Annotated in this window: 24 protein-coding genes and 1 pseudogene; 19 read left to right on the top strand and 6 right to left on the bottom strand. The window is 42.5% G+C overall.

The features are described from left to right. The first annotated feature begins 50 nt into the window (after positions 1-50). The 3 genes from QR42_RS14685 to yunB all read left to right on the top strand — a co-directional run bounded on the left by QR42_RS14685 (position 51) and on the right by yunB (position 2,637). Positions 51-1,424, top strand: a complete 1,374-nt coding sequence (locus QR42_RS14685) for a bifunctional metallophosphatase/5'-nucleotidase (protein ID WP_039181208.1) — start codon at positions 51-53, stop codon at positions 1,422-1,424. 67 nt (positions 1,425-1,491) lie between these two features. Beyond that, positions 1,492-1,797 (top strand): YunC family protein, encoded by a 306-nt coding sequence (locus QR42_RS14680; RefSeq protein WP_024425980.1) that lies wholly within the window; start codon positions 1,492-1,494, stop codon positions 1,795-1,797. Between the two features lie 69 nt (positions 1,798-1,866). Beyond that, positions 1,867-2,637, top strand: a complete 771-nt coding sequence (gene yunB / locus QR42_RS14675; RefSeq protein ID WP_084096433.1) for a sporulation protein YunB — start codon at positions 1,867-1,869, stop codon at positions 2,635-2,637. 27 nt (positions 2,638-2,664) lie between these two features. On the opposite strand, the gene QR42_RS14670 is transcribed toward yunB, so the two are convergent. Then, positions 2,665-3,612 (bottom strand): M23 family metallopeptidase, encoded by a 948-nt coding sequence (locus QR42_RS14670; RefSeq protein WP_228280212.1) that lies wholly within the window; start codon positions 3,610-3,612, stop codon positions 2,665-2,667. A 326-nt stretch (positions 3,613-3,938) separates the two neighbouring features. On the opposite strand from QR42_RS14670, the gene lipA reads away from it, so the two are divergent. Then, a complete protein-coding gene (lipA, locus tag QR42_RS14665; RefSeq protein ID WP_008360456.1) occupies positions 3,939-4,835 on the top strand; it encodes a lipoyl synthase in 897 nt (298 codons plus the stop codon). 39 nt (positions 4,836-4,874) lie between these two features. On the opposite strand, the gene QR42_RS14660 is transcribed toward lipA, so the two are convergent. After that, positions 4,875-5,510: a YhcN/YlaJ family sporulation lipoprotein gene (locus tag QR42_RS14660; RefSeq protein WP_039181203.1), complete on the bottom strand. Its 636-nt coding sequence runs from the start codon at positions 5,508-5,510 to the stop codon at positions 4,875-4,877. A gap of 120 nt (positions 5,511-5,630) precedes the next feature. Between QR42_RS14660 and QR42_RS14655 the strand changes: the two genes are divergently transcribed. Genes QR42_RS14655 through QR42_RS14645 form a run of 3 tightly spaced genes read left to right on the top strand, consistent with a single transcriptional unit; the run spans position 5,631 to position 7,152 of the window. Next, positions 5,631-5,906, top strand: a complete 276-nt coding sequence (locus QR42_RS14655; RefSeq protein WP_039181199.1) for a YutD family protein — start codon at positions 5,631-5,633, stop codon at positions 5,904-5,906. Positions 5,907-5,925: 19 nt separating this feature from the next. Then, positions 5,926-6,360, top strand: a complete 435-nt coding sequence (locus QR42_RS14650; RefSeq protein ID WP_039181197.1) for a DUF86 domain-containing protein — start codon at positions 5,926-5,928, stop codon at positions 6,358-6,360. A gap of 18 nt (positions 6,361-6,378) precedes the next feature. Next, on the top strand, positions 6,379-7,152 hold the full coding sequence (locus QR42_RS14645; RefSeq protein ID WP_099663641.1) for a TIGR01457 family HAD-type hydrolase: 774 nt from the start codon (positions 6,379-6,381) through the stop codon (positions 7,150-7,152). 39 nt (positions 7,153-7,191) lie between these two features. On the opposite strand, the gene QR42_RS14640 is transcribed toward QR42_RS14645, so the two are convergent. Then, positions 7,192-7,692: a phosphatidylglycerophosphatase A family protein gene (locus QR42_RS14640; protein ID WP_025094161.1), complete on the bottom strand. Its 501-nt coding sequence runs from the start codon at positions 7,690-7,692 to the stop codon at positions 7,192-7,194. Between the two features lie 132 nt (positions 7,693-7,824). Between QR42_RS14640 and yutH the strand changes: the two genes are divergently transcribed. From yutH to QR42_RS14610, 6 genes are all read left to right on the top strand, one after another. Beyond that, positions 7,825-8,847, top strand: coding sequence for a spore coat putative kinase YutH (gene yutH / locus QR42_RS14635; RefSeq protein ID WP_039181191.1), 1,023 nt, complete (start codon positions 7,825-7,827; stop codon positions 8,845-8,847). A gap of 74 nt (positions 8,848-8,921) precedes the next feature. After that, positions 8,922-9,890 (top strand): 2-hydroxyacid dehydrogenase, encoded by a 969-nt coding sequence (locus QR42_RS14630; RefSeq protein WP_039181189.1) that lies wholly within the window; start codon positions 8,922-8,924, stop codon positions 9,888-9,890. Between the two features lie 223 nt (positions 9,891-10,113). Beyond that, a complete protein-coding gene (locus QR42_RS14625) occupies positions 10,114-11,415 on the top strand; it encodes a homoserine dehydrogenase (protein WP_039181187.1) in 1,302 nt (433 codons plus the stop codon). Beyond that, the gene (gene thrC / locus QR42_RS14620; protein WP_024423361.1) at positions 11,415-12,476 is read left to right on the top strand and encodes a threonine synthase; all 1,062 of its coding nucleotides are present in this window, start codon (positions 11,415-11,417) and stop codon (positions 12,474-12,476) included. The genes QR42_RS14625 and thrC overlap by 1 nt, the downstream gene beginning before the upstream one ends. Next, positions 12,473-13,405, top strand: a complete 933-nt coding sequence (gene thrB / locus QR42_RS14615; RefSeq protein WP_039181185.1) for a homoserine kinase — start codon at positions 12,473-12,475, stop codon at positions 13,403-13,405. Before thrC ends, thrB begins: the two co-directional genes overlap by 4 nt. A gap of 303 nt (positions 13,406-13,708) precedes the next feature. Further along, a complete protein-coding gene (locus QR42_RS14610; protein WP_039181183.1) occupies positions 13,709-15,679 on the top strand; it encodes a S9 family peptidase in 1,971 nt (656 codons plus the stop codon). A 216-nt stretch (positions 15,680-15,895) separates the two neighbouring features. On the opposite strand, the pseudogene QR42_RS14605 reads toward QR42_RS14610, so the two are convergent. After that, positions 15,896-16,233, bottom strand: a pseudogene (locus QR42_RS14605) (NifU family protein). 84 nt (positions 16,234-16,317) lie between these two features. On the opposite strand from QR42_RS14605, the gene QR42_RS14600 reads away from it, so the two are divergent. After that, positions 16,318-16,647, top strand: a complete 330-nt coding sequence (locus QR42_RS14600; RefSeq protein WP_034282615.1) for a YuzD family protein — start codon at positions 16,318-16,320, stop codon at positions 16,645-16,647. Between the two features lie 99 nt (positions 16,648-16,746). Beyond that, positions 16,747-16,977, top strand: coding sequence for a hypothetical protein (locus tag QR42_RS14595; protein ID WP_039181181.1), 231 nt, complete (start codon positions 16,747-16,749; stop codon positions 16,975-16,977). 50 nt (positions 16,978-17,027) lie between these two features. Here QR42_RS14595 and QR42_RS14590 read toward each other — a convergent pair whose 3' ends face one another. Next, positions 17,028-18,095 carry an NAD(P)/FAD-dependent oxidoreductase gene (locus tag QR42_RS14590; RefSeq protein ID WP_034282611.1) on the bottom strand — a complete coding sequence of 356 codons (1,068 nt, stop codon included), beginning with the start codon at positions 18,093-18,095 and terminating at the stop codon, positions 17,028-17,030. A 255-nt stretch (positions 18,096-18,350) separates the two neighbouring features. Between QR42_RS14590 and QR42_RS14585 the strand changes: the two genes are divergently transcribed. From QR42_RS14585 to QR42_RS14575, 3 genes are all read left to right on the top strand, one after another. After that, on the top strand, positions 18,351-18,587 hold the full coding sequence (locus QR42_RS14585; protein WP_008346813.1) for a YuzB family protein: 237 nt from the start codon (positions 18,351-18,353) through the stop codon (positions 18,585-18,587). A 270-nt stretch (positions 18,588-18,857) separates the two neighbouring features. Next, entirely contained in the window at positions 18,858-19,712 is an 855-nt protein-coding gene (gene dapF, locus QR42_RS14580; protein WP_039181179.1) for a diaminopimelate epimerase, read from the top strand. Between the two features lie 74 nt (positions 19,713-19,786). Next, complete coding sequence (locus QR42_RS14575) at positions 19,787-20,149, top strand: HesB/IscA family protein (RefSeq protein WP_024423354.1); 363 nt, start codon at positions 19,787-19,789, stop codon at positions 20,147-20,149. Between the two features lie 281 nt (positions 20,150-20,430). Here QR42_RS14575 and QR42_RS14570 read toward each other — a convergent pair whose 3' ends face one another. After that, the gene (locus tag QR42_RS14570) at positions 20,431-21,210 is read right to left on the bottom strand and encodes a MerR family transcriptional regulator (RefSeq protein WP_200885519.1); all 780 of its coding nucleotides are present in this window, start codon (positions 21,208-21,210) and stop codon (positions 20,431-20,433) included. Positions 21,211-21,447: 237 nt separating this feature from the next. On the opposite strand from QR42_RS14570, the gene QR42_RS14565 reads away from it, so the two are divergent. Continuing rightward, the gene (locus tag QR42_RS14565) at positions 21,448-21,654 is read left to right on the top strand and encodes a hypothetical protein (RefSeq protein WP_024423352.1); all 207 of its coding nucleotides are present in this window, start codon (positions 21,448-21,450) and stop codon (positions 21,652-21,654) included. The last annotated feature ends 19 nt before the right edge of the window (positions 21,655-21,673 follow it).

Here is a 21,673-nt window from a genome sequence, read left to right as displayed (position 1 = left end):
GCTTTCAACCTGAATGAGACGGTCAGTGACAACTTGAGGGAGAGATCAACATGCTGCAGAAGCTATGGTTATATCATACAAACGACTTGCACAGCCACTTTGAGAACTGGCCAAAAATTGCAGCTTATATTGAAGAAAAGCGTCAAGTTCACGATCAGATGCTCTTGTTTGATATTGGCGACCATATGGATCGAGTGAACCTCGTATCCGAAGCTGATTATGGAAAGGTAAATGTCAAGCTCCTCAATGAGCTTGGCTATGATGGAGTTACGATCGGGAATAATGAAGGCATTACGCTGCCTCATGATCAGCTGGATCACCTATATGAGAATGCACAATTTCCTGTGGTCCTGTCTAATCTATTTGAGAAAGGCAAAAGGCCATCATGGGCAAAGCCCTATCATATGATCACAATGGAAAACGGACTGAGAATATGTCTCTTAGGCGTGACCATTGCGTATACACCTGTTTATGAAAAGCTGGGCTGGAACATTACTGATCCATTTGACAGCATACGGGACATGTTGCAGGAAGTGAAGGGACAGGCAGATGTCATTGTGCTCTTATCCCATCTCGGTATTATCCATGATCGAGAGGTCGCCCGTGACTTCCCTGAAATCGACATCATCCTAGGCTCGCACACGCATCATCTGTTAGAACAAGGTGAAATGGACAATGGGGTGCTTCTTGCATGCGCTGAAAAGTATGGGCATTATATTGGCTGCGTCGAGCTGACAATCGATACAGCACGCAAAGAGCTGATAGAGAAAAAGGCGACAGTGCAGTCAGTGGATCAGCTCATCAGTGAATCAGATGAAGCCATCACCACCTTACAGCAGGCAGAAAGAAGAGCGAAAGCACTCATGCAGGAAAAAGTCACAACAATTGAGTCGAAGCTAGAAACGAAGTGGTTCGACGAATCTCCGCTTCCGCAGCTCTTAACAGATGCCATTAAAGATTGGTGCGAGGCAGATATTGGCATGATGAATGCGGGTATGGTGCTTGATTCATTAGAGGCAGGGATCGTCACAAGAGAAGAAATCCACCGGATATGTCCGCATCCTATTAATCCCATTCGGGTGACGCTTACCGGTCAACAGCTCATCGAAACGGTTCGACGGGGCTGTGAAGAAAAAATGGAACAGCTGCGCATTAAAGGCTTCGGCTTTAGAGGTGAGCTGATGGGGAAAATGCTATATAGCGGACTCAGCTATACGTTAGAAGAAGGCGAGGCCAAACGGGTGAAGGATGTCTTTGTACATGGTCAATTGATCAAAAAAGACGCCTCCTATACAGTTGGCACAGTCGATATGTATACATTAGGCTCTCTTTTTCCTCATATCCGTGATCACGATCACATTGAATATTTCATGCCTGAATTTTTACGTGATGTTCTGACATGGCGCTTGAAGGAAGCAACATGAAATCCGCTTCAGCCTAACAACACGCGCCCTCTTTTCACATAGATTGTGATGAGAGGAGTGAAGGGATTTGGTGAATTTAACACCTATTACAATTGATGGCCATTCCTTTACAGCGGTCACCGTCAAACTGCCGAAGACAAATTTCATGGCAGTAACAAATGAACACGGGTATATCATGTGCGGTGCACTTGATGTCGGGCTCTTGAATGAAAAGCTTGCAGATAGAGGAATTATTGCAGGAAGAGCAGTTGGGGTAAGAACCATTGAGCAATTGCTCGATGCTCCTTTAGAATCTGTGACATACGCCGCAGAAGCACTGGGTATCTCTGCTGGAACAATTGGAAGAGATGCATTATTAAAAATGGTGAAATAAAATAGAGAGATGATTCCTATCCCCCCGCCTGTCTGCATACACATGTAATGGAGAAGGGGGGATTTTTTATTGAGAATGAACCGCCGTTATCGCCCCTACAAGAAGGGCCCTTTGCCATTTCGTTACGTCATGCTGCTTGCGATCTTATTCTTTGTGCTCTCAACCGTGATTAGTTTATTTTTTATCAACCGATCAATTAAACCAACCCTTATTCACATTGCTGAACTAGAAACAGAGCGCATCGCCAATCACCTCATACAATATTCAGTTCAAGACTTTGCAGACGATCAGGAGAATATGAAGGATATGGTGGTCATGAATACAAGTGAGAACGGAAAAGTGACGACCATCGATTTTAATGCGCAAGCAACATCGAAAGCAATGGCTGACCTGTCGCGTCATCTTCAGAAAAATTTAGAGGACATTGAAAAGGGGAACTTTCAAAAAGAGGCAAAAGAAGCGTTAAAGGATCAAGCAGATGGACATGACGGCATTATATATAACATTCCGCTCGGTCAGGCATCCGGAAATGCACTCATCGCCAACCTCGGACCCAAAGTACCTGTACGCTTTAGTGTGATTGGTGATCCGCACACGGACGTTGAGAAAAACATTAAGCCTTATGGCATCAACAATGCCTTGATTGATATTAGTGTTCTGATCGAGGTTAAGGTAAGAGTCATTATCCCATTTGCTTCTGAAACAATCGTAGTTAAAAACTCTGTTCCTGTCTCCATACAAGCCGTTCAAGGAGACGTACCAGATTATTATAATGGCAGCGGAACAAATTCAGGTGCTCCACCAATTGTTCTCCCAGAGAAAAAGGAGAAAAAGGAATAACAGCCCAACAATGATTGGGCTGTTTTTTTACGATTTTCGTTTCCGTTCAGCTCTTTCCCACGCCCTCAAATGAGGGTATGGGTCAAATGACCATTCCGTTCTACCGTTGTCTTTGTACATGCCATAGTGAAGATGCGGCGGAAATTTTCCTGCGGTGCCTGGAGGGCCGTAACCGGAGCTTCCGACAGATCCAATCACCTGACCTGGTTCAACAATTTGACCTGTCTTAAGTCCTTTCGCAAAGCCATTTAAGTGAGCGAAGTAATGATAATGATTATGAATATCTCGAATGCCTATCCGCCAGCCGCCAAAGCGGTTCCATCCTTTCATTTCAATCACGCCATACGATGTCGCACGAACGGGAAGTCCATAATGGGCAAATAAATCGGTTCCCTCATGAATTCTTCTTCCTCCAAATCCTCTCGCATCTCCCCATGTACTTCGGTAGCTGTAGTCAGCTCCAACTGGTAGAGGAAAAGCATGCTTTCCAAGATCAAGATGGCCGTAGTGCTTATATAGCTTCATAAAAGATGAAATGATTCCAACGGTTTGATCACGTCCATAATAGTCCCATAAGCCAATTTTTAATTGATCAATGCTGCTGCCGTAGTGAAGCAAGTATTGAGCAAACGTGAATAATACATCCTCATCGTCATCGCTGCTTGCTTTGCCATCCCCATTCCCATCAAGCCCAATTCCATCAAACACTTTAATGCTTAAAGGAGAGGTATCCTGTTTATTCGGGTTTTCTGGTCCAATCCACATTTCCCGGGGAATGTAGATGCCAATGACGCCTTTTTGTTTCGGTAAATCTCTTCTGCTTTTTCGAATATTGTGTTCATACTGATCAACTGCAGCAAGTACATACCATGGAACCTGTGTTGTGATGGAGACTTTTTCATATAGGGCCATTCTCTGCTTCAATTCATCTGGCTGTTTGCCGGTCCCTTCTGCATGAACAGGTAAAGGGAGCATTGAAAGAGCAATCATGATGGCTAAAACCACTTTCACAAACGTCCATCTCCTTTCATCGAGCATCGTCTTCTACCGTTTAGTGTGGTTAGATCACTCTATTTCATAAGAAGAAAATGTTAGTAATTTTCTTCTGTTTTTTTAGGAGGCTTTTGGGTATTTTTGCAGCTCATTCCCTTGTTGTTCAATCTGTACTATGTTAAAGTGTCTAAAGAAAAGGCTTTAGGCCGAAGATTCAATTTTTTGCAGCTTCTTGGCTGCATCCATCGTATATAGCAGGAAGATTTTTGTAGATGCACCTTTAACGAATTCATATGGAGATGATGGAATTGGCAAAGAAGGAAGAGCACGTAAGAAAACCGGACTGGCTTAAAATTAAGCTGAATACGAATGAAAACTATACCGGTTTGAAGAAAATGATGCGGGAAAACAACCTGCATACCGTTTGTGAGGAAGCAAAATGTCCGAATATTCATGAATGCTGGGCAGTGAGAAGAACCGCTACATTTATGATCCTTGGATCTGTTTGTACGCGCGCATGCCGTTTCTGTGCGGTGAAAACTGGACTTCCAACTGAGCTTGACCTGCAAGAGCCAGAACGCGTGGCAGATTCAGTAGCATTAATGAACTTAAAGCATGCTGTCATAACAGCGGTTGCAAGGGATGATCAAAAGGATGGCGGAGCAGGTGTGTTCGCTGAAACCGTTCGTGCGATTAGAAGAAAAAGCCCATTTACCACAATTGAAGTTCTCCCTTCAGACATGGGCGGTAATTATGATAACTTGAAGACGTTAATGGACACTCGTCCTGACATTTTAAATCACAACATTGAAACAGTGCGCAGATTAACGCCAAGAGTTCGTGCGCGTGCTACATACGATCGTTCATTAGAATTCTTGCGTCGTGCAAAAGAAATGCAGCCCGACATTCCAACAAAATCAAGCATTATGATTGGACTCGGTGAAACGAAGGAAGAAATCATTGAAGTCATGGATGATCTTCTTGCCAATAACGTGGATATTATGGCGATTGGTCAGTACTTACAGCCTTCGAAAAAGCATTTGAAAGTTCAAAAATACTATCATCCGGATGAGTTTGCAGAGCTGAAGGAAATTGCGATGTCAAAAGGCTTTAGCCACTGTGAAGCTGGGCCGCTTGTGCGCTCTTCCTACCATGCAGATGAACAAGTAAACGAAGCGTCTAAAAAGCGTCAGGCGCAAGCATAACAAAGAAAACGCCAGAGCTCTCTGGCGTTTTTTCTCATATTAATTTTGGCCATAAGGGGCGTTTCTTCTCATCGTACGGTCGGAATTCGTCATCCCATTTGCATCTTCTTTCGTTGAAATATCTCCACCTTGAGGGGAGTACTTCATTTGCTGAATTGTTTTAGTTAAAATCTGGTCAAAATCACGTGAATTGGTTTGAAGACGTGAAAAATTGGCAATGGATTGAAAGTGCTCTGGATTATCAGAGACGTATACATGATAATAACGAGGGAGAACAGAAACCGCCGTTTTCTTTACTTGATCGGCAGATTCATCACGGTTTTTGTTTCCTGTTCGATACACGATGAGTGCATCCTCATCTGTCACAAGTGTCGCAGCATCTTTGATGTTTGGCAGCTGCACCGTTAAACTTGTAATCACGTGGGCAAGATGCTCACGATTTAAAGCAGGGGTTCTTTCTTTCTGATCCGTTAATTGCTGGCGCTGATAACGAACATATCCTGCTTTGTTTGTGTCTGCTTCTGGCATGTTGGAATTATTTCCTTCATGACGATCCGACAGACGGATGGTTTTACTTGAAGAATCTTCATCCACTTGCCGGTTCATACCTGATTGAAAGCCGCACCCGCCTAAAAGCATGCTGAGGAGAATCGCGGCTGTCAGTTGTTTCTTCATAAATGTGACCTCCTTTTTCCTTTAGCTTCGGCTAAATCGGAAAAAACATGCTTTAGCAATTGATGGAGTTCTTCCAATGAATTATCATTAAAGATGGATCGTTTAAAAAGAGGTGAGAAGATGATCGTCATTCAGAATGCTACCTTTGATCTTGTAAGAGATATCAAAGACGGCTTTAATGAAGAAGCGTTTAAAGCAAGGTACTCAGATATTTTAAATAAGTATGATTATATTGTGGGGGACTGGGGCTATAATCAGCTCAGGCTGAAAGGGTTCTTTGATGACCAAAACCAAAAGGCCACATTTGATACTAAAATCAGCACACTCGATGAATACATTTATGAATACTGTAATTTTGGCTGTGCCTATTTTGTCTTAAAACGAATCAGAAAATAACGCAAAGGGGAGCGTCATAATGTATTTCGTAGACAGAAAAAAGATTGAAGAGACATTACGTTTTTTCGAGGAGCAATATGAGTTGATGCAAAGTCATCAAACATGGACAAGTCCTTTAGAAAAAAAAGCGCTGGAACGAATTGTTCATTTGCTCGTCGAATGTATTCTTGATACTGGAAATGACATGATTGATGGCTTTATTATGCGTGACCCAGGAAGCTATGATGACATCATGGATATCCTTGTTGATGAAAAGGTCGTACCAGAAGGTGAAGGCAGTCAGCTGAAAAAGCTTGTCTCATCCCGCAAAACACTTGTGCAGCAATATCAGGAAGTGGATCATCATGACTTATTGCAGGTCATCAGTGAAGTAGAGCAAGCGCTAGAGGTCTTTCCAAGCCGCATCCGTACCTACTTGGAGCAGGAGCTTGGCCCAGTATCAGCGTTTAAATAAACCATTGGAGTTGTGAGCATCATGAAATACAAAGGCTATTTAATTGATTTAGACGGGACAATGTATAAAGGAACAGAAAAGATTGAAGAAGCAGGTCAATTTGTTCAGAAGTTAAATGAGTTGAACATCCCTTACTTGTTTGTCACGAATAACTCATCACGCACGCCAAAGCAGGTAGCGGAAAAACTCGTTTCCTTCGATATTCCAGCCACAGAAGAACAAGTTTTCACAACAAGTATGGCGACGGCCAATTATATTGCTGAGCAAAAGAAAGATGCGTCAGTTTACGTGATCGGTGAAGAAGGAATCAAGCAGGCCATTGAAGAAAAAGGGCTGACGTTTGGTCAGGAAGACGCAGATTTTGTTGTTGTTGGAATTGATCGTGGCATTACATATGAAAAATTAGCAGTAGGTGCGATTGCCATCCGTCAAGGCGCACAATTTGTTTCAACAAATGGAGATATTGCCATCCCAACAGAAAGAGGGCTTTTGCCAGGGAATGGCTCGTTAACATCTGTACTGACTGTGACGACAACAGTACAGCCGACATTTATCGGAAAGCCAGAATCCATTATTATGGAACAAGCGATGCGTGTGCTTGGAACAGATGTGTCTGAGACGCTCATGGTGGGTGATAACTATGATACGGATATTATGGCAGGAATGAATGCAGGCATGGACACATTACTCGTCCATACCGGTGTGACAACAAAAGAGCTGCTTCAGCAGTATGAAAAGCAGCCAACCTATGTCATTGATTCATTATCCGAGTGGATTGAGCGATTATCATAAAAAAAGAGGACAAGCGTTACGCGCGCGTCCTCTTTTTCTTTATTCTGCATTTCTCGCACTATGTGCCAGCCTGCTTGATGCGGCAGCAGCAATAGCGCCGACGATGTCATCTAAAAAGGTGTGGCATTCACCTGTGGATTTATCGTTGAGTTTTCCGAGAATTCCTGGTTTTTCTTTATCGATATATCCGTAATTCGTAAAGCCGATCGAACCATAAATATTGACGATAGCAAAGGATAAAATTTCATCAACGCCATACAGGCTTTCGTCCGTTTCAAGTATTGATTGAAGCGGCTCAGTCAGCTTCTTTTGCTCGGCGAGTACGTCTAGTTCGACGCCCGTTAAAATCGCATTTTGGACTTCACGTTTTGCGATGACACGCTCCACATTGTGGATGCACTCTGTCATGTCTAAGCCAGGATGATATTTTTCCTGTAAAAAGTAGACAAGGTCTGCTATATCTTGAATGGTTACGCCTCGTTCTTGTAAACGGCGTCTTGCTGTTTTTTCTACTTCGTTCATCTCATGATGATGCGGCATGTATTCCTCACCCAATCCTCTTAATTTGTCCACAACGTGTAAAAAGCTTCGGATAGTAAATAGTATTCATAAATCCCTCAACCTGCGACTACGATATGATAAGAGATTGATCATAGGAACGCAGGTGAAAACATGAAAGAAACCATTTATCACACATTTGGTATTGATGTTCGTCAGTTTATGCCATATGGCAGTTATCAGAGCTTTCAAACGGCGGAGGCTCTCTTCCTCATTGTTCCTGTGTCTCATTTGCGAGAAGAAGAACTCGCAGAGATGTATCATATCAGTCAGTATTTACTGAATGCTGGAGACCCATACGTCGCTGTGTTTGAATTAACAAATGAAGAAAAGCCCATCTTTACTCATGGGAAGGAGCAGTACGCTTTATTAAAAGCAGCGCCTCCGATCTCAAGCCGATCGTTTCAGCAAGCGTCAGAGCTGGCGGCCTTTCATGTTAGGGGAAGAGGCTTTCCATATGAAGTATCCGAAACAAAACGTGTCGGTGCCTGGAAGGAATTATGGGCAAAACGATTAGATCAGCTTGAAGGCTTTTGGATGCAGCAAATGCATCAAAAACCGCTGGAACGGTTTGAACAAAAATTCATTGAATCGTTTCCGTATTATCTTGGATTAACGGAGAATGCCATTCAATATTTAGTCGATACTGAGCTTGATGATGAACCGAAAGAATGTGACTCAGGCACTGTCTGTCACCAGCGCTTTTCACGTATGACATGGCCGCATGAGCAGCCGCTTCGTTTACCTGTGGATTGGGTCTTTGATCATCCAACCCGTGATATTGCCGAATATTTAAGAGAGACTTTTGTGCAGCATAAGGAAGATTTAATTGAAGAGGGCTTTTCCTTTCTTCAGCAATATGAACAGGTGACACCTCTTTCCTCCTTTTCAAAGCGTTTGTTATACAGCCGTCTGCTGTTCCCGCTTCATTATTTTGAAATTGTGGAAGGCTACTACATGTCGGGAGAAAATGAAAAAGCATATTATGAAGAGCGGTTAGATTACGTTTTAAATGATGCCAATCGCTATGAATACTTTCTAAAGGTTTTTCAAGAAATGAGCGCCATGCGAAGCGGTGGGAGCCCCATTCCGGCTATTGGCTGGATTCAGCCTGCAGCTGATTTGAAGTTTCAGTGAACAGACGAAACGTCTCTTTTCTCTTGAGGCGTTTTTCGATATGCTTAAAGAAATCGATTAAAGGAGTGTCCTTCTTGACGAAACCTTATGTCTATATCACAAGAAAGCTTGATGAAGCATCACTTACACCATTAAAAGAAGTCGCTCATGTTGAGATGTGGCCAAGCGAGGATGAGCCGTGTCCAAGAGAAGAGCTAGAAACACAAGCAGCTAAAGCGGATGCGCTTCTCACCATGCTGTCAGATCAAATAGATGAGCCTCTCTTATCAAAGGCTCCGAATATCAAGGTGGTCGCAAACCTTGCTGTTGGCTATGACAATATTGATGTTGAAGCAGCCAAAAAGCGTGGAATCACTGTATGTCATACACCAGACGTCTTAACAGAATCGACGGCTGATTTAGCCTTTGCCCTACTGATGGCGTCAGCTAGACGCATTGTTGAGGCGAGTGATTGGATTAAGGATGGAAATTGGACAGGCTGGGGGCCGCTTCTTCTTGCCGGTGCGGATGTTCATCACAAAACGCTCGGGATTGTCGGAATGGGTAGCATTGGAACAGCACTAGCCAAGCGGGCCAAAGGCTTTAATATGAATGTCCTTTATCATAATCGTTCCAGAAAACCCGAGGCAGAAGCGCAGCTTGGTGTGACATATGCGGATTTTGAGGAACTGCTCAAACAGTCTGATTTCATCGTCTGTCTGACACCGTTAACCCCGGAAACAAAAGACATGTTTAATGAACAAGCATTTGATCTGATGAAGAACTCTGCTTATTTCATTAACGTATCAAGAGGACAGACTGTGGATGAGGATGCTTTATACGAGGCTGTCACGACAGGAAAAATTGCCGGAGCAGGTCTAGATGTATTTAGACAAGAGCCTGTCAGTCCATCTCATCCATTAACGACATTACCTAACGTCACAGTCCTCCCTCATATTGGAAGTGCTAGTGTCGAAACGAGAAAAACGATGATGCGTTTATGTGCTGAGAATATTGCACTTGTCTTACAAGACAAGCCAGCCAAAACGCCGGTTCGTTCATAATATAAAGCTTCCCGGTGTTCGGGAGCTTTTCTGACAAAAATATTTTGAAAATATAGAATCTTGATATAAATAGCTGTTAAGCGGTTTCATTCTGACAATCTCTTATTTTATTACCTTGTCAAAATGAGGATACCCCTTTATAATGTGTGTACATTGAATGTCTGTGTAAGGTTAACAAATGTCTTTTTAGAGAGGACATTTATGGAGAAAGGTGGAATTTCAGGTGAAGGCAATTCGAGTTGGGCTATTAGGATTAGGAACAGTGGGGAGCGGTGTCGTAAAAATTATCCAAGACCATCAGGATAAATTAATGCACCAAATCGGCTGTCCGGTATTAATACAAAAAGTGCTTGTGAGCAATCCCGATAAAAAAAGAGATGTGGATGTCGCAAGAGAGGTCTTCACAACTGAAGTATACGATGTGATTAGAGATCCAGAGGTCGACGTCATCATTGAAGTGATGGGCGGCATTGAAGAGACAAAACAATATTTAATAGATGCGTTGAATGAGAAGAAGCATGTCATTACAGCCAATAAAGATTTAATGGCGCTTTACGGTACGGAGCTTTTACATGTAGCGAAAGAAAATGGCTGTGATCTTTATTATGAAGCAAGTGTTGCCGGAGGAATTCCGATTTTGCGCACGCTGGAGGAAGGGCTCGCCTCTGACCGAATCACCAAGATGATGGGGATTGTGAACGGTACAACGAATTTTATTTTAACGAAAATGAATGTCGATAAAAGCGCATATGAGGATGTCTTAAAAGAAGCACAGGATCTTGGCTTTGCAGAAGCGGATCCGACAGCTGATGTAGAAGGACTGGATGCAGCCAGGAAAATGGCGATTCTTGCAAGACTCGGCTTTTCCATGAATGTAGATTTAGAGGACGTCAAGGTGAAAGGTATTTCAGATATCTCTGATGAGGATATTAATTTCAGTAAGCGGTTTGGCTATACAATGAAGCTGATTGGAATTGCTCAGCGGGACGGAGAGAAAGTAGAGGTCAGCGTTCAGCCAACCTTACTTCCTGATCATCATCCATTATCATCCGTTAACAATGAATTTAATGCGGTGTATGTTTACGGAAGTGCTGTAGGAGAAACGATGTTTTACGGACCTGGAGCAGGAAGTCTGCCAACGGCAACAGCTGTTGTATCAGACTTAGTCGCAGTAATGAAAAACATGCGCCTTGGCGTGAACGGAAGCGGATTTATCGCACCGCAGTTTGAGAAGAAGATCAAATCGTCATCAGAAGTATTTGCTCAGCAATTCTTAAGAATTCATGTCAGAGATCAAGTCGGGGCATTCTCCCGTATTACATCTATTTTTTCTGAAAAAGGCATCAGCTTTGAAAAGATCCTTCAGCTTCCTGTGAAAGGACACGATGAGCTGGCTGAAATTGTGATTATTACACATCAGACCTCAGAAGAAGATTTCTCAAATATCCTGCAAAAATTAAACGACCTCGACGTGGTGGTTCAAGTGAAGAGCACGTACCGAGTAGAAGGGAACGGTTTAAGCTGATGAAATGGAATGGACTCATTGAAGAATTTCAAGAATTCTTACCAGTAAACGAATCTACACCTAAACTAACATTAAATGAAGGGAATACACCGCTGATCCATCTCGCCAAGCTTTCAGAAAAGCTGGGAATCGAGCTTCATGTGAAAACAGAAGGCGTGAATCCAACAGGTTCTTTCAAGGATCGAGGAATGGTCATGGCCGTTGCAAAGGCAAAAGAAGAAGGCAATGATACAATTATGTGCGCTTCAACAGGGAACACCTCTGCAGCAGCAGCGGCATATGCAGCCCGTGCTGATATGAAATGTATTGTCATCATTCCAGACGGGAAAATTGCCTTCGGTAAGCTTGCACAGGCTGTTATGTACGGAGCAGAGATCATTGCCATTGATGGTAACTTTGATGATGCACTGAAAATCGTCCGCAGTATCTGTGAAAAAGCGCCGATCGCTCTTGTTAACTCGGTCAATCCTTATCGAATTGAAGGACAAAAGACAGCAGCATTTGAAATCTGTGAGCAGCTAGGCTCAGCCCCGGACGTACTAGCGATTCCTGTTGGAAATGCCGGGAACATCACAGCCTACTGGAAAGGCTTCAAGGAATATCATGAGAAAAAAGGAACTGGACTGCCTGTCATGCGTGGTTTTGAAGCAGAAGGTGCAGCGGCAATCGTTCGAAATGAAGTGATTGAGCAGCCAGAAACAGTGGCAACAGCTATCCGTATCGGAAATCCAGCGAGCTGGAAACAAGCTGTGGCAGCCGCAGATGAATCAAACGGAAAGATTGATGAAGTGACTGATGAGGAAATTCTTCATGCGTATCAATTGATTGCACGTGAAGAAGGTGTGTTTGCAGAACCGGGCTCATGTGCATCGATTGCGGGCGTGTTAAAGCAGGTGAAATCTGGTGAAATCAAGCCAGGCAGTAAAGTTGTTGCGGTACTAACAGGCAACGGACTGAAAGATCCAAATACGGCTATCGATATTTCACAAATCAAGCCGGTCACACTCGATGCAGATGAAGATCAAATTCTTGAACACTTAGAAAAGGCCGCACGCGTATGAGTGAAGCCTCCATGCTTTTTTCAATCACAGTACCGGGAAGCACTGCCAATTTAGGACCAGGCTTTGATTCAGTTGGAATGGCACTCAGCCGCTATTTAAAGCTATCGGTCTATGACCATGATAGCTGGCTGTTTGAAGCAGAAACAGATGTCGTGTCTGGGATTCCATCAGGCACCGACAACCTGATTTATCAAACAGCCAAAAAGGTCGCAGATGACTTTGGAAAAACACTCCCGCCTGTTCATGTCAAAGTGTGGAGTGATATTCCATTGGCACGGGGGCTTGGCAGCAGTGCTGCTGCCATCGTGGCCGCCATTGAACTTGCCAATCAGCTTCTTGAATTAAACATGACAGATGATCAGAAGCTCTTTTATGCAAGTGAGGTAGAAGGTCATCCAGATAATGCGGGTGCCTCTTTATTCGGTGGTTTACTGATCGGTCTTCATGAGGAAGACAAAACCCATGCCGTTAAAGTGCAGCATGTGGATGTAGATGTCGTCGTGGTCATTCCTTTTTATGAAGTGCTCACAAAGGATGCCCGTGATGTCCTGCCAGAGGATTTTTCCTATAAGCATGCTGTTAGTGCGAGTGCTGTAAGCAACGTCCTTGTTGCCGCATTAATGACACAAAACTGGCCGCTTGTTGGAGAAATGATGAATAAGGATTTATTTCATCAGCCTTACCGCACAATGCTCGTTCCAGAGCTGTCGAAGGTAGAGCATGTCGCTTCGCTCAAAGGAGCGTATGGAACAGCTTTGAGCGGCGCTGGGCCGACGATCCTCACCTTAGTGGAAAAAGGGAAGGGAGAAGCGCTGAAAGAACAGCTTGCCCAAAATTTCCCGCATTGCGAAGTCGATTTGCTGACGGTGCCAGTAGAAGGTGTTGTCGTGCAGCATTATCCTGTTAATCAAGTAAAGAACGTGCTGTGAATCTGCACGTTCCCAGCGTGTAGACAAACCCTCGCATTCTTTGTCAGTCCTGCGCGCTGGTGCTCACGAATGTTCAATTCGCTCCGCGCCAGTGCTCGTTCTTCCTAGACTTCAAGGGTTTTCAATCACGCTGAAAAGAAGAAAAAGAGCTAAAATAAAGATCATTTTAGCCCTTTTTCAGCAATCTGAGAACGTGCTGTGAATCTGCACGTTCTTTTTTATGCTTGTTTTTATGGGAAGAAGCAGGGATTATTATTTAGAGGATCGAACTATTTTTTATGCATATAAGGGGGAGATACATTCATGAAGAAATTGATGACGGCAGAAGATTTAACGAAGATTGTTTCCGTTTCTCATCCGGTTTATTCACCAGATGGAAAAAAGGCAGTCTTTACAAAAGTCACTGTGAATGAGAAAAAGGACGATTACAACATCCACTTATGGGTTCGAGATGAAGAGACAGAGGAGCTGGCACAATGGACATTTGAGGATGGAAAGCATCATCAGCCAGTTTGGTCAAAGGACGGCAGGCAGCTTGCTTTTATTTTGCAAAAGCCAAAGGAAGTCCCTCAGCTCGCACTCATAAAGAGCGAAGGAGGCGGCGTACGTACTTTAACGAAGATTCCATACGGAGTATCTCACCCTGTCTTTTCTCCCGACGGAGCATTCATTTATGCGGCTGTGTCATTGAAACAATCAGAATCTATTCATGATGAAAAAAAGGAAGAGCAAGATGAATTTGCTCCAGCGGTATATGATGATTTGACCTATAAAGCAGATGGAAGAGGCTTTTTAGATGGACGTGTCACACAGATCGTGAAAGTGGAAATCCGTTCAGGAGAGGTAGAGCCTATCACGAGCGAGCAGGTTCATCATATGAATCATACCGTTTCTCCGTGTGGAAAATGGCTTGCCTTTATTCAATTAAATCCACAGATACCTTACATAAGTGACGTGTGTCTTCTGTCATTAGAAGATGGTCAGACAAAAAAGATCACACAAGCAAACGGCGCTTATTCCACCGTATCTTTTTCTCCAAATGGCGAGAGTCTTTTGTATATTGGACATGAGCGTGAATTCCAAAATGCCACCTTCCCATCATTATGGCTGTATGATCTGAAAGAAGACAAGGCGATTCAGCTATCAGAAATGCTCGATATGTATGTTGGAAACTGTATGGCAGGAGATAGCGTGATGGGAGAGGCCTATCAGGTTCCACAGTGGACAAAAGACAGCCAAGGATTTTATACGCTTGTTTCTGATCAAGGCAGTACAGGGATTTATTATTTCTCTATTGAAGGTTTAGCCTATCCAGTTCGACTAGAGTCGGAACATATCACCAATTTCAGCCTTCATCCAGATGAATCCAAACTGCTGCTCAGCCGGCTTTCACCTGTTTTACCAAGCGAGCTGTATGAGCTGACATTAGGGGAGACAGAACTAAAGCAAATCACGTTTGAGCATCATGATTTTCTAAAGGAGTATGTCGTATCCGAACCTGAACCATTTTCTTTTCAGTCAAAAGATGGCGACGAGGTGCATGGCTGGTTTATGAAGCCTTCCAAGATGGAAGAGGGGGAGAAATATCCGCTCATTCTAGAGGTTCATGGCGGACCGCATGCGATGTATGGTTATACGTATTTTCATGAATTTCAAATGCTTGCTTCTGAAGGCTATGCCATCGTGTATATCAATCCGCACGGAAGTCATGGATACGGACAGATGTTTACCGACCGTGTGAGAGGAAGTTATGGTGACGTTGATTATGACGATGTTATGCAGGCTGTTGATCATGTGCTCAAAGCCTATGATTTCCTTGATGAAACAAGACTCGGCGTGACTGGCGGGAGCTATGGCGGTTTTATGACCAACTGGATTGTCGGTCAGACCGACCGCTTCCGCGCAGCTGTCACACAGCGCTCCATTTCAAACTGGATTAGCTTTTATGGCATTAGTGATATCGGTTATTTCTTTACAAGGTGGCAGATTGATGGGGATATTTATGATTCTGTCGATAAGCTATGGGATCGTTCGCCGCTAAAATATGTGAAGCAGATGAACACGCCGCTTCTCATCCTGCACAGCGATGAAGATTATCGCTGCCCAGTTGATCAAGCAGAACAGCTTTTTGTGGCATTGAAGGAGCTTGGGAAAGACACAAGATTGGTCAAATTCCCGAAGGCATCTCATGATTTATCCAGAAGCGGCCACCCGGGGCAGCGTATTCAAAGACTGACCTTTATAAAGGAATGGTTTAGAGAAAAGCTAGCCTAATAAAAAACGACCCTTCAGCGTGCTGACAAACCCTCGCATTTGGTGTCAGTCCTGCGTGCTGGTGCTCACGAATAGAAAATTCGCTCCGCGCCAGTACTCGTCCTTCCTAGACTTCAAGGGTTTTCATATCACGCTGAAAAGAAGACAAAGGGCTAAAGCCTTTGTCAATCATGAAAAAAACGACCCTAATTGGGTCGTTTTCATGTCATATATGAATTAGAAAACCTGTTCAACTTCTACAACGCCAGGCACTTCTTCTAATAATGCGCGCTCAATACCGGCTTTCAATGTAATGGTTGAACTTGGGCAGCTGCCGCATGCACCAAGAAGACGTAATTTCACAATGCCATCTTCAATGTCTACAAGCTCACAGTCTCCACCATCACGTAATAGAAATGGACGAAGTTTGTCCAGTACTTCCTGTACTTGGTCTTTCATTTCGACTTCAGTCATTAGATATAATCGCTCCTTTCACAACATATCACCATTATATTCATCTGGACGATAAAAATCTATTGAATTGGTTTCAAAGTTTCCTTTTCATTATAGCACAATCTCATCTTGAAACAAAAAGTGATTTTGGCTTTTTTCATCCAGAAAATTCAGCTAAAATGAAGAAAGAATAGGGGGCTTGTCAAATGAACAAAACTGTCGATCTTTATGTATATGGAAGAGATGTATTGTGCGCTAGCTGCGTGAATCTGCCTTCTTCAAAAGATACATTTGAATGGTTAGATGCAGCATTAAAACGAAAATATCCGAATCAGCCATTTCGCATCACATATATTGATATTGAGCACCCGCCAGAAAACGAACAACAAAAGGAATTGTCTGAACGAATTCTTGATGATGAATTCTTTTATCCACTTGTCTTAGTAGAGGATCAAATCGTTGGAGAGGGCAATCCGAAATTAAAAGACATTTATCAAGAAATGGAGAAATACGGGTACAAGGAGAGCAGTGAATAAGCTGTTCTTTTTTTGAAGAATAAAACGAACAAACGTTCCTTTTTGTATTGAAAAAGAACGTTTGTTCGTTTATAATGAAATGAAAGGAGCGTGAGCATCATGAATTATTTACTGAAACAATCTCTTCATCAGCAAGTACCGATTGAGATGATTTATATGAAGAAAAACGGAGAGTGCACAAAGAGAAAAATCATTGTACACCGTCAAACGGATCAGCTTATCCAAGCGTATTGTTTATCGAAGAAGACGATGAGAACCTTTCGTAAAGACTGCATTCTTGCCCTTGCTCCGATCAAATGGACCAACTCATCGGCACATGCCGTTTCATAGAAAAAAGCTCCCTCGTCACGAAGGAGCTTTGAGAAAAAATTCACATGATTTTAGCCGTTGTGATGCTTGTACATCCAAAGGAGTCCAGATTTCAGGAGTCTTGGCACCCGGCCAACAAGTGGACGATCAGCCACTAAGCCAAAGCCGGCTTTTTTCCCTAAAGAACCTAAAACACCTTTTAGCTTAAACTGTGGATAAGCCTCAGGAAGCGGCTCATTTTTCCAGCGTTTTTGCAGAGATTGGACAATTTGTTCTGCCTGCGCCTCAGCAAGCTGTGCACTTGGGGCATGAGGCAGACTTGCGCAGTCACCTACGACATATACATGCTCATCCCCTGGAAGATTATGATGAGGAGTTAATACGACGCGGCCTTGTGCGTCTTTTTCAACATCCATCTCTCGTACCACTTTGCTTGGCTGTATTCCTGCTGTCCACACGATGACATCTGCTTCAATTGCGTCATCATGGTTGTAAACGACACCTTCTTCAACCTTTGTAATATTGGCACAGTTAATGATCTTTACGTCATTTTCTTCAAACCACTTTTGCACATACAAACTTAATCTTTTTGGGAAGCTTGATAGTATCAACTCTCCGCGGTCAAAAAGAATAATGTTTAAATCAGCACGGCTTTCTCTTAGTTCACTGGCCAGCTCTACCCCGCTAAGTCCAGCACCGACGATGCCAACCGTTGCACCTGCGCTCAAATTGTTTAATTTGTTATACGCATGTCTTGACTGATCAATGGTTTGAATGCTGTATGTATGTTCTTTTGCACCAGGGACATTATGATACTTGTCCTCACAGCCGAGTCCAATCACAGTATCATCATACGGAATCGGTTCACGGTCGCTGAATAAGATCTGTTTGTTTTCAATATCAATTTTTTCTACTTCCCCGTATTGAATATCCAGCTTCGGATGCTCTGGAAAAGATACTCGAATGTGATGATCAGAGATCGTTCCAGCAGCAAGTGCATAATATTCTGTTTTTAAACAGTGGTAAGGATTTCGATCAATTAATGTGATAGTGACATCATCAGGTAATTGATTTGGCAATAAGCGGTGGAGAACCCGCATATTCCCGTAACCTCCGCCGATCAAGACTAAATTTTTCATGACGATTCTCCTTTTCCCCGTAGACATTGAAAAACACTTATACTAAAAAACTTTAAGTTAAAATACCAAATAAAATTATATCGAATTTACTGTGAAACCACAATAATTGTTTCAAAATAACCTACATATTCATCAGTTAGTCCTAAATAGTAAAACATTTTACGAGGAATAGGCGTAACGATACAGATGAAGCTCATATTTTGACTAATACAAGGAATTTCGGTAGGATGGTAAGGCAATGTGAGGTGAAGCACAGTGTTTCCACTGATCGAATTTTGTGTAAGTAATCTTGCACAAGGGTCTCAAGAAGCAAAAGAGAAGCTTGAAAAAGACCCAAACCTAGACGTAATGGAATACGGCTGTTTAAGCTATTGCGGCAAATGTATGGACTCCCCATTTGCACTTGTGAATGGAGAATTTGTTTCAGGAGAAAATGCAGAGCAGCTAGTCGAGCGTATTTATGCTTTTATAGAGGAAAACGACATGTTTTAAATGCACCACATGGGTCATGAGGTGCATTTTTTTCACTCTTCCACCTTCCATTTTTAAGGAGAATGAATGGAAAGCGTATTCAATATGTTATGCTAATAAAATATCATCAATATGAAACATCACACGAGAGAAAAAGAGGCATATGCATAATAAAAGCCCTTTGCCATGGCAGCAAAGAGCTTCTATGTATGAAAAACGGGGGATGATAAGATTGTCTCCTGAATCGACTCCTTTTATACTATAAAGAAACAACATTTTTGGAGGAAGCTCATGACATCATTTCAATTCACGAAAATGCACGGATTAGGAAATAATTATATTTACGTTAATCAGATGAAGGAACAGCTTCCAGAAGAGCAGCTATCAGAAATAGCGATTCGCGTTTCTTCTGTTTATACAGGAATCGGTTCTGACGGGATGATCCTGATTTGCCCATCAGATGTTGCACCTGTGAAGATGCGCATTTTCAACAATGATGGATCAGAGGGCAAAAACTGCGGTAATGGGCTGCGCTGCGTTGCAAAGTATGTGTATGAGCATCAAATTGTGACGGACACAACGTTCCAGATTGAGACATTGTCAGGACTCGTTGAAGCTACCGTTCACGCTCAAGATGGTCATGTTCAGCTAGTCACAGTAGATATGGGAAAACCACGTTTTGAAAAAGAAGCGATGCCGATGCTTGGTGAACCGGCCAGCACAACAATAAATGAGCCGCTTGATTTTGGCACTGCAAATTTAAATGGAACAGCCGTTTCAATGGGAAATCCGCACATCGTTTTTTATTTAGAAGACATTGAAAAAGCACCTCTTCATACACTTGGGCCGATCATTGAAAAACACGATATGTTTCCAGAAGGCGTTAATGTAGAATTTGTTGAAGTTGTCAGTGAAACCGAACTGCATTTTCGTGTGTGGGAAAGAGGCTCAGGCATTACACAGGCCTGCGGAACAGGGGCTTGTGCTGCGGCTGTATCCACGATTGTGAATGGGAAGGCGAAAAAAGAAACAGACATGACAGTTCATTTAGCAGGCGGAGACCTCATCATTCGCTGGAAAGACAATGACCACGTGCTTATGACAGGACCTGCGGAGACCATTTGTGACGGGACATTTTATCTCTAAACCATTTATTTGAGAAAAGGCATCATCACGTTTATAATTGAAAAAGAAACATCCAGTCAAAAGGAGGGATGATCATGAGTACACCAGTAACCATTACAGAAGCTGCTGCACTGCAGATTAAAGATATGATGAAAGAACATGAAGAAGAAAATGCGTTCCTGCGAGTGGGCGTAAAAGGCGGCGGCTGCAGCGGTCTTTCGTACGGCATGGGCTTTGACCATGAAGTCTCAGAGAAAGACACGCAGTTCGAGCAGCACGGCATCAATGTCCTTGTCGACTCCGAAAGCCTTGATATCATGAACGGAACCATCATTGATTTCAAACAATCACTAATGGGCGGCGGTTTCACGATTGACAATCCAAACGCCATCGCGTCATGCGGATGTGGTTCTTCTTTCAGAACAGCAACGAATACCGGTACGCCGGAAGAGTGTTAAGGGTTAAAACGATTCATTCTGTAAAACCATTTGTATAATGAAGACCTCCTCATATTAATCATTTTCTTGAGGAGGTTTTTTGTGTTGTTTTTAAAGATGCAAAAAAAGGACATGACTTCAATCACTCAGCACGTCCTCTTTATAAAGATATTTAATTAGAAAAAAGCTCGCAGTTTCTTAGTATTTCCTCTCTTCATCTTCCACATCTTTTCAAAAGGTTTCATCATGGTGTGTCGGAAAAAATGTTCTTTGTTGTGTTTCGTTGAGAATAACGTTTCGTATTAATCGATTGTATTCTCATCATTTTCAAAGCTGTTCCCTCTTTTATGAAGAGTAGTAAAGACTTTCATCGCTTCGCTCATAAATGATGCCAAGCCCTCACCATAACGATCTATATTCTTTTTGAAACGTTCATCTTGAATATAGAGTTGACCTAAACCGTAAAAAGCATCAAGAGAGTAATAACGAAAGTTTTCGTTTAAAAAGTCGTACCATTGTTTGATGACGATTTGCACCTCTTTGGATTTAGGGGAATGGCTGCGAAGAGAGGCTAGTTTATTCAATATGCTATCCCAGCTATCAGATAATTCAATTTGTTCATCTTTAGACAAATGATTTAGTTTTGAGCTGACTTCATCAACAGCTTGATTTCCCCAACGGTGACGAGCTTCTTCTTCATATTGACTAAATTTCATATTCATATTCTCAAACCTCTCTTTATATGTGTATTGAGTTTCTCCCGTTAAATGTTGTAGCGTCTTATCAATATTTCCGATCATTTTATTGAGATTATCTCGTTTCTCTATTAACATTTTTCTTTGTAGCATAAATGCTTCTTTCTTATTAAATGAAGAATTGTGCATCATCTTTTGGATTTCCTTCAATGGAAATCCAAGTTCCCTGAAAAATAGTATTTGCTGTAATGTTTCAAGGTTTTCTTCTGAATACAGTCGATAACGATTATCTGTGACTTCACTTGGAGTCAATAAACCAATCTTGTCGTAATGATGAAGTGTACGAATGCTAATACCAAATAATTCAGCTACTTCTTTTACTTTCATTTCAATTCACCTCTCTTGATATTCACTATAAAATATGACGTTGCGTTAGGGTCAATCATCTTTTTAAAAATTTATATCATTGTTGATCTTGTTTGAAGCAGAGAATTCAAGAAGTTATGTTTTTTCGCAAATCGCTCAATTTTGTTACAGCTGGCCCGAACAACTGGCTATTTCCACTCGAAAAGAGTATCATGAAAACCAAACATAAACTGTAGTGAGAAAAGAGGTTGCTGAGGTTTGAGTGAACAAATCAATTGCAGGAACTGTCATGAGCTGATTCCGTATCGTTCCAAAACGTGTCCATCTTGCGGGATTGAGAAGCCGCTTCCGAAAAAGGAACGTGTGAAGGATCGGGTGATTTTGGTTGTGGCAGGGATTGTTGTGGTGCTGCTTGCTGCAATGGTACTTGGAATGGCAAATGCCTATATTGGGGTTTTTAAATAAACGAAAAAGGAGTTCCGCG

The organism is Bacillus sp. WP8 (assembly GCF_000800825.1).
Taxonomy (GTDB): Bacteria; Bacillota; Bacilli; order Bacillales; family Bacillaceae; genus Bacillus; species Bacillus safensis.
Note: the sequence above shows the minus strand (reverse complement) of the source record. Positions and strands in the feature narration are given on the sequence as shown.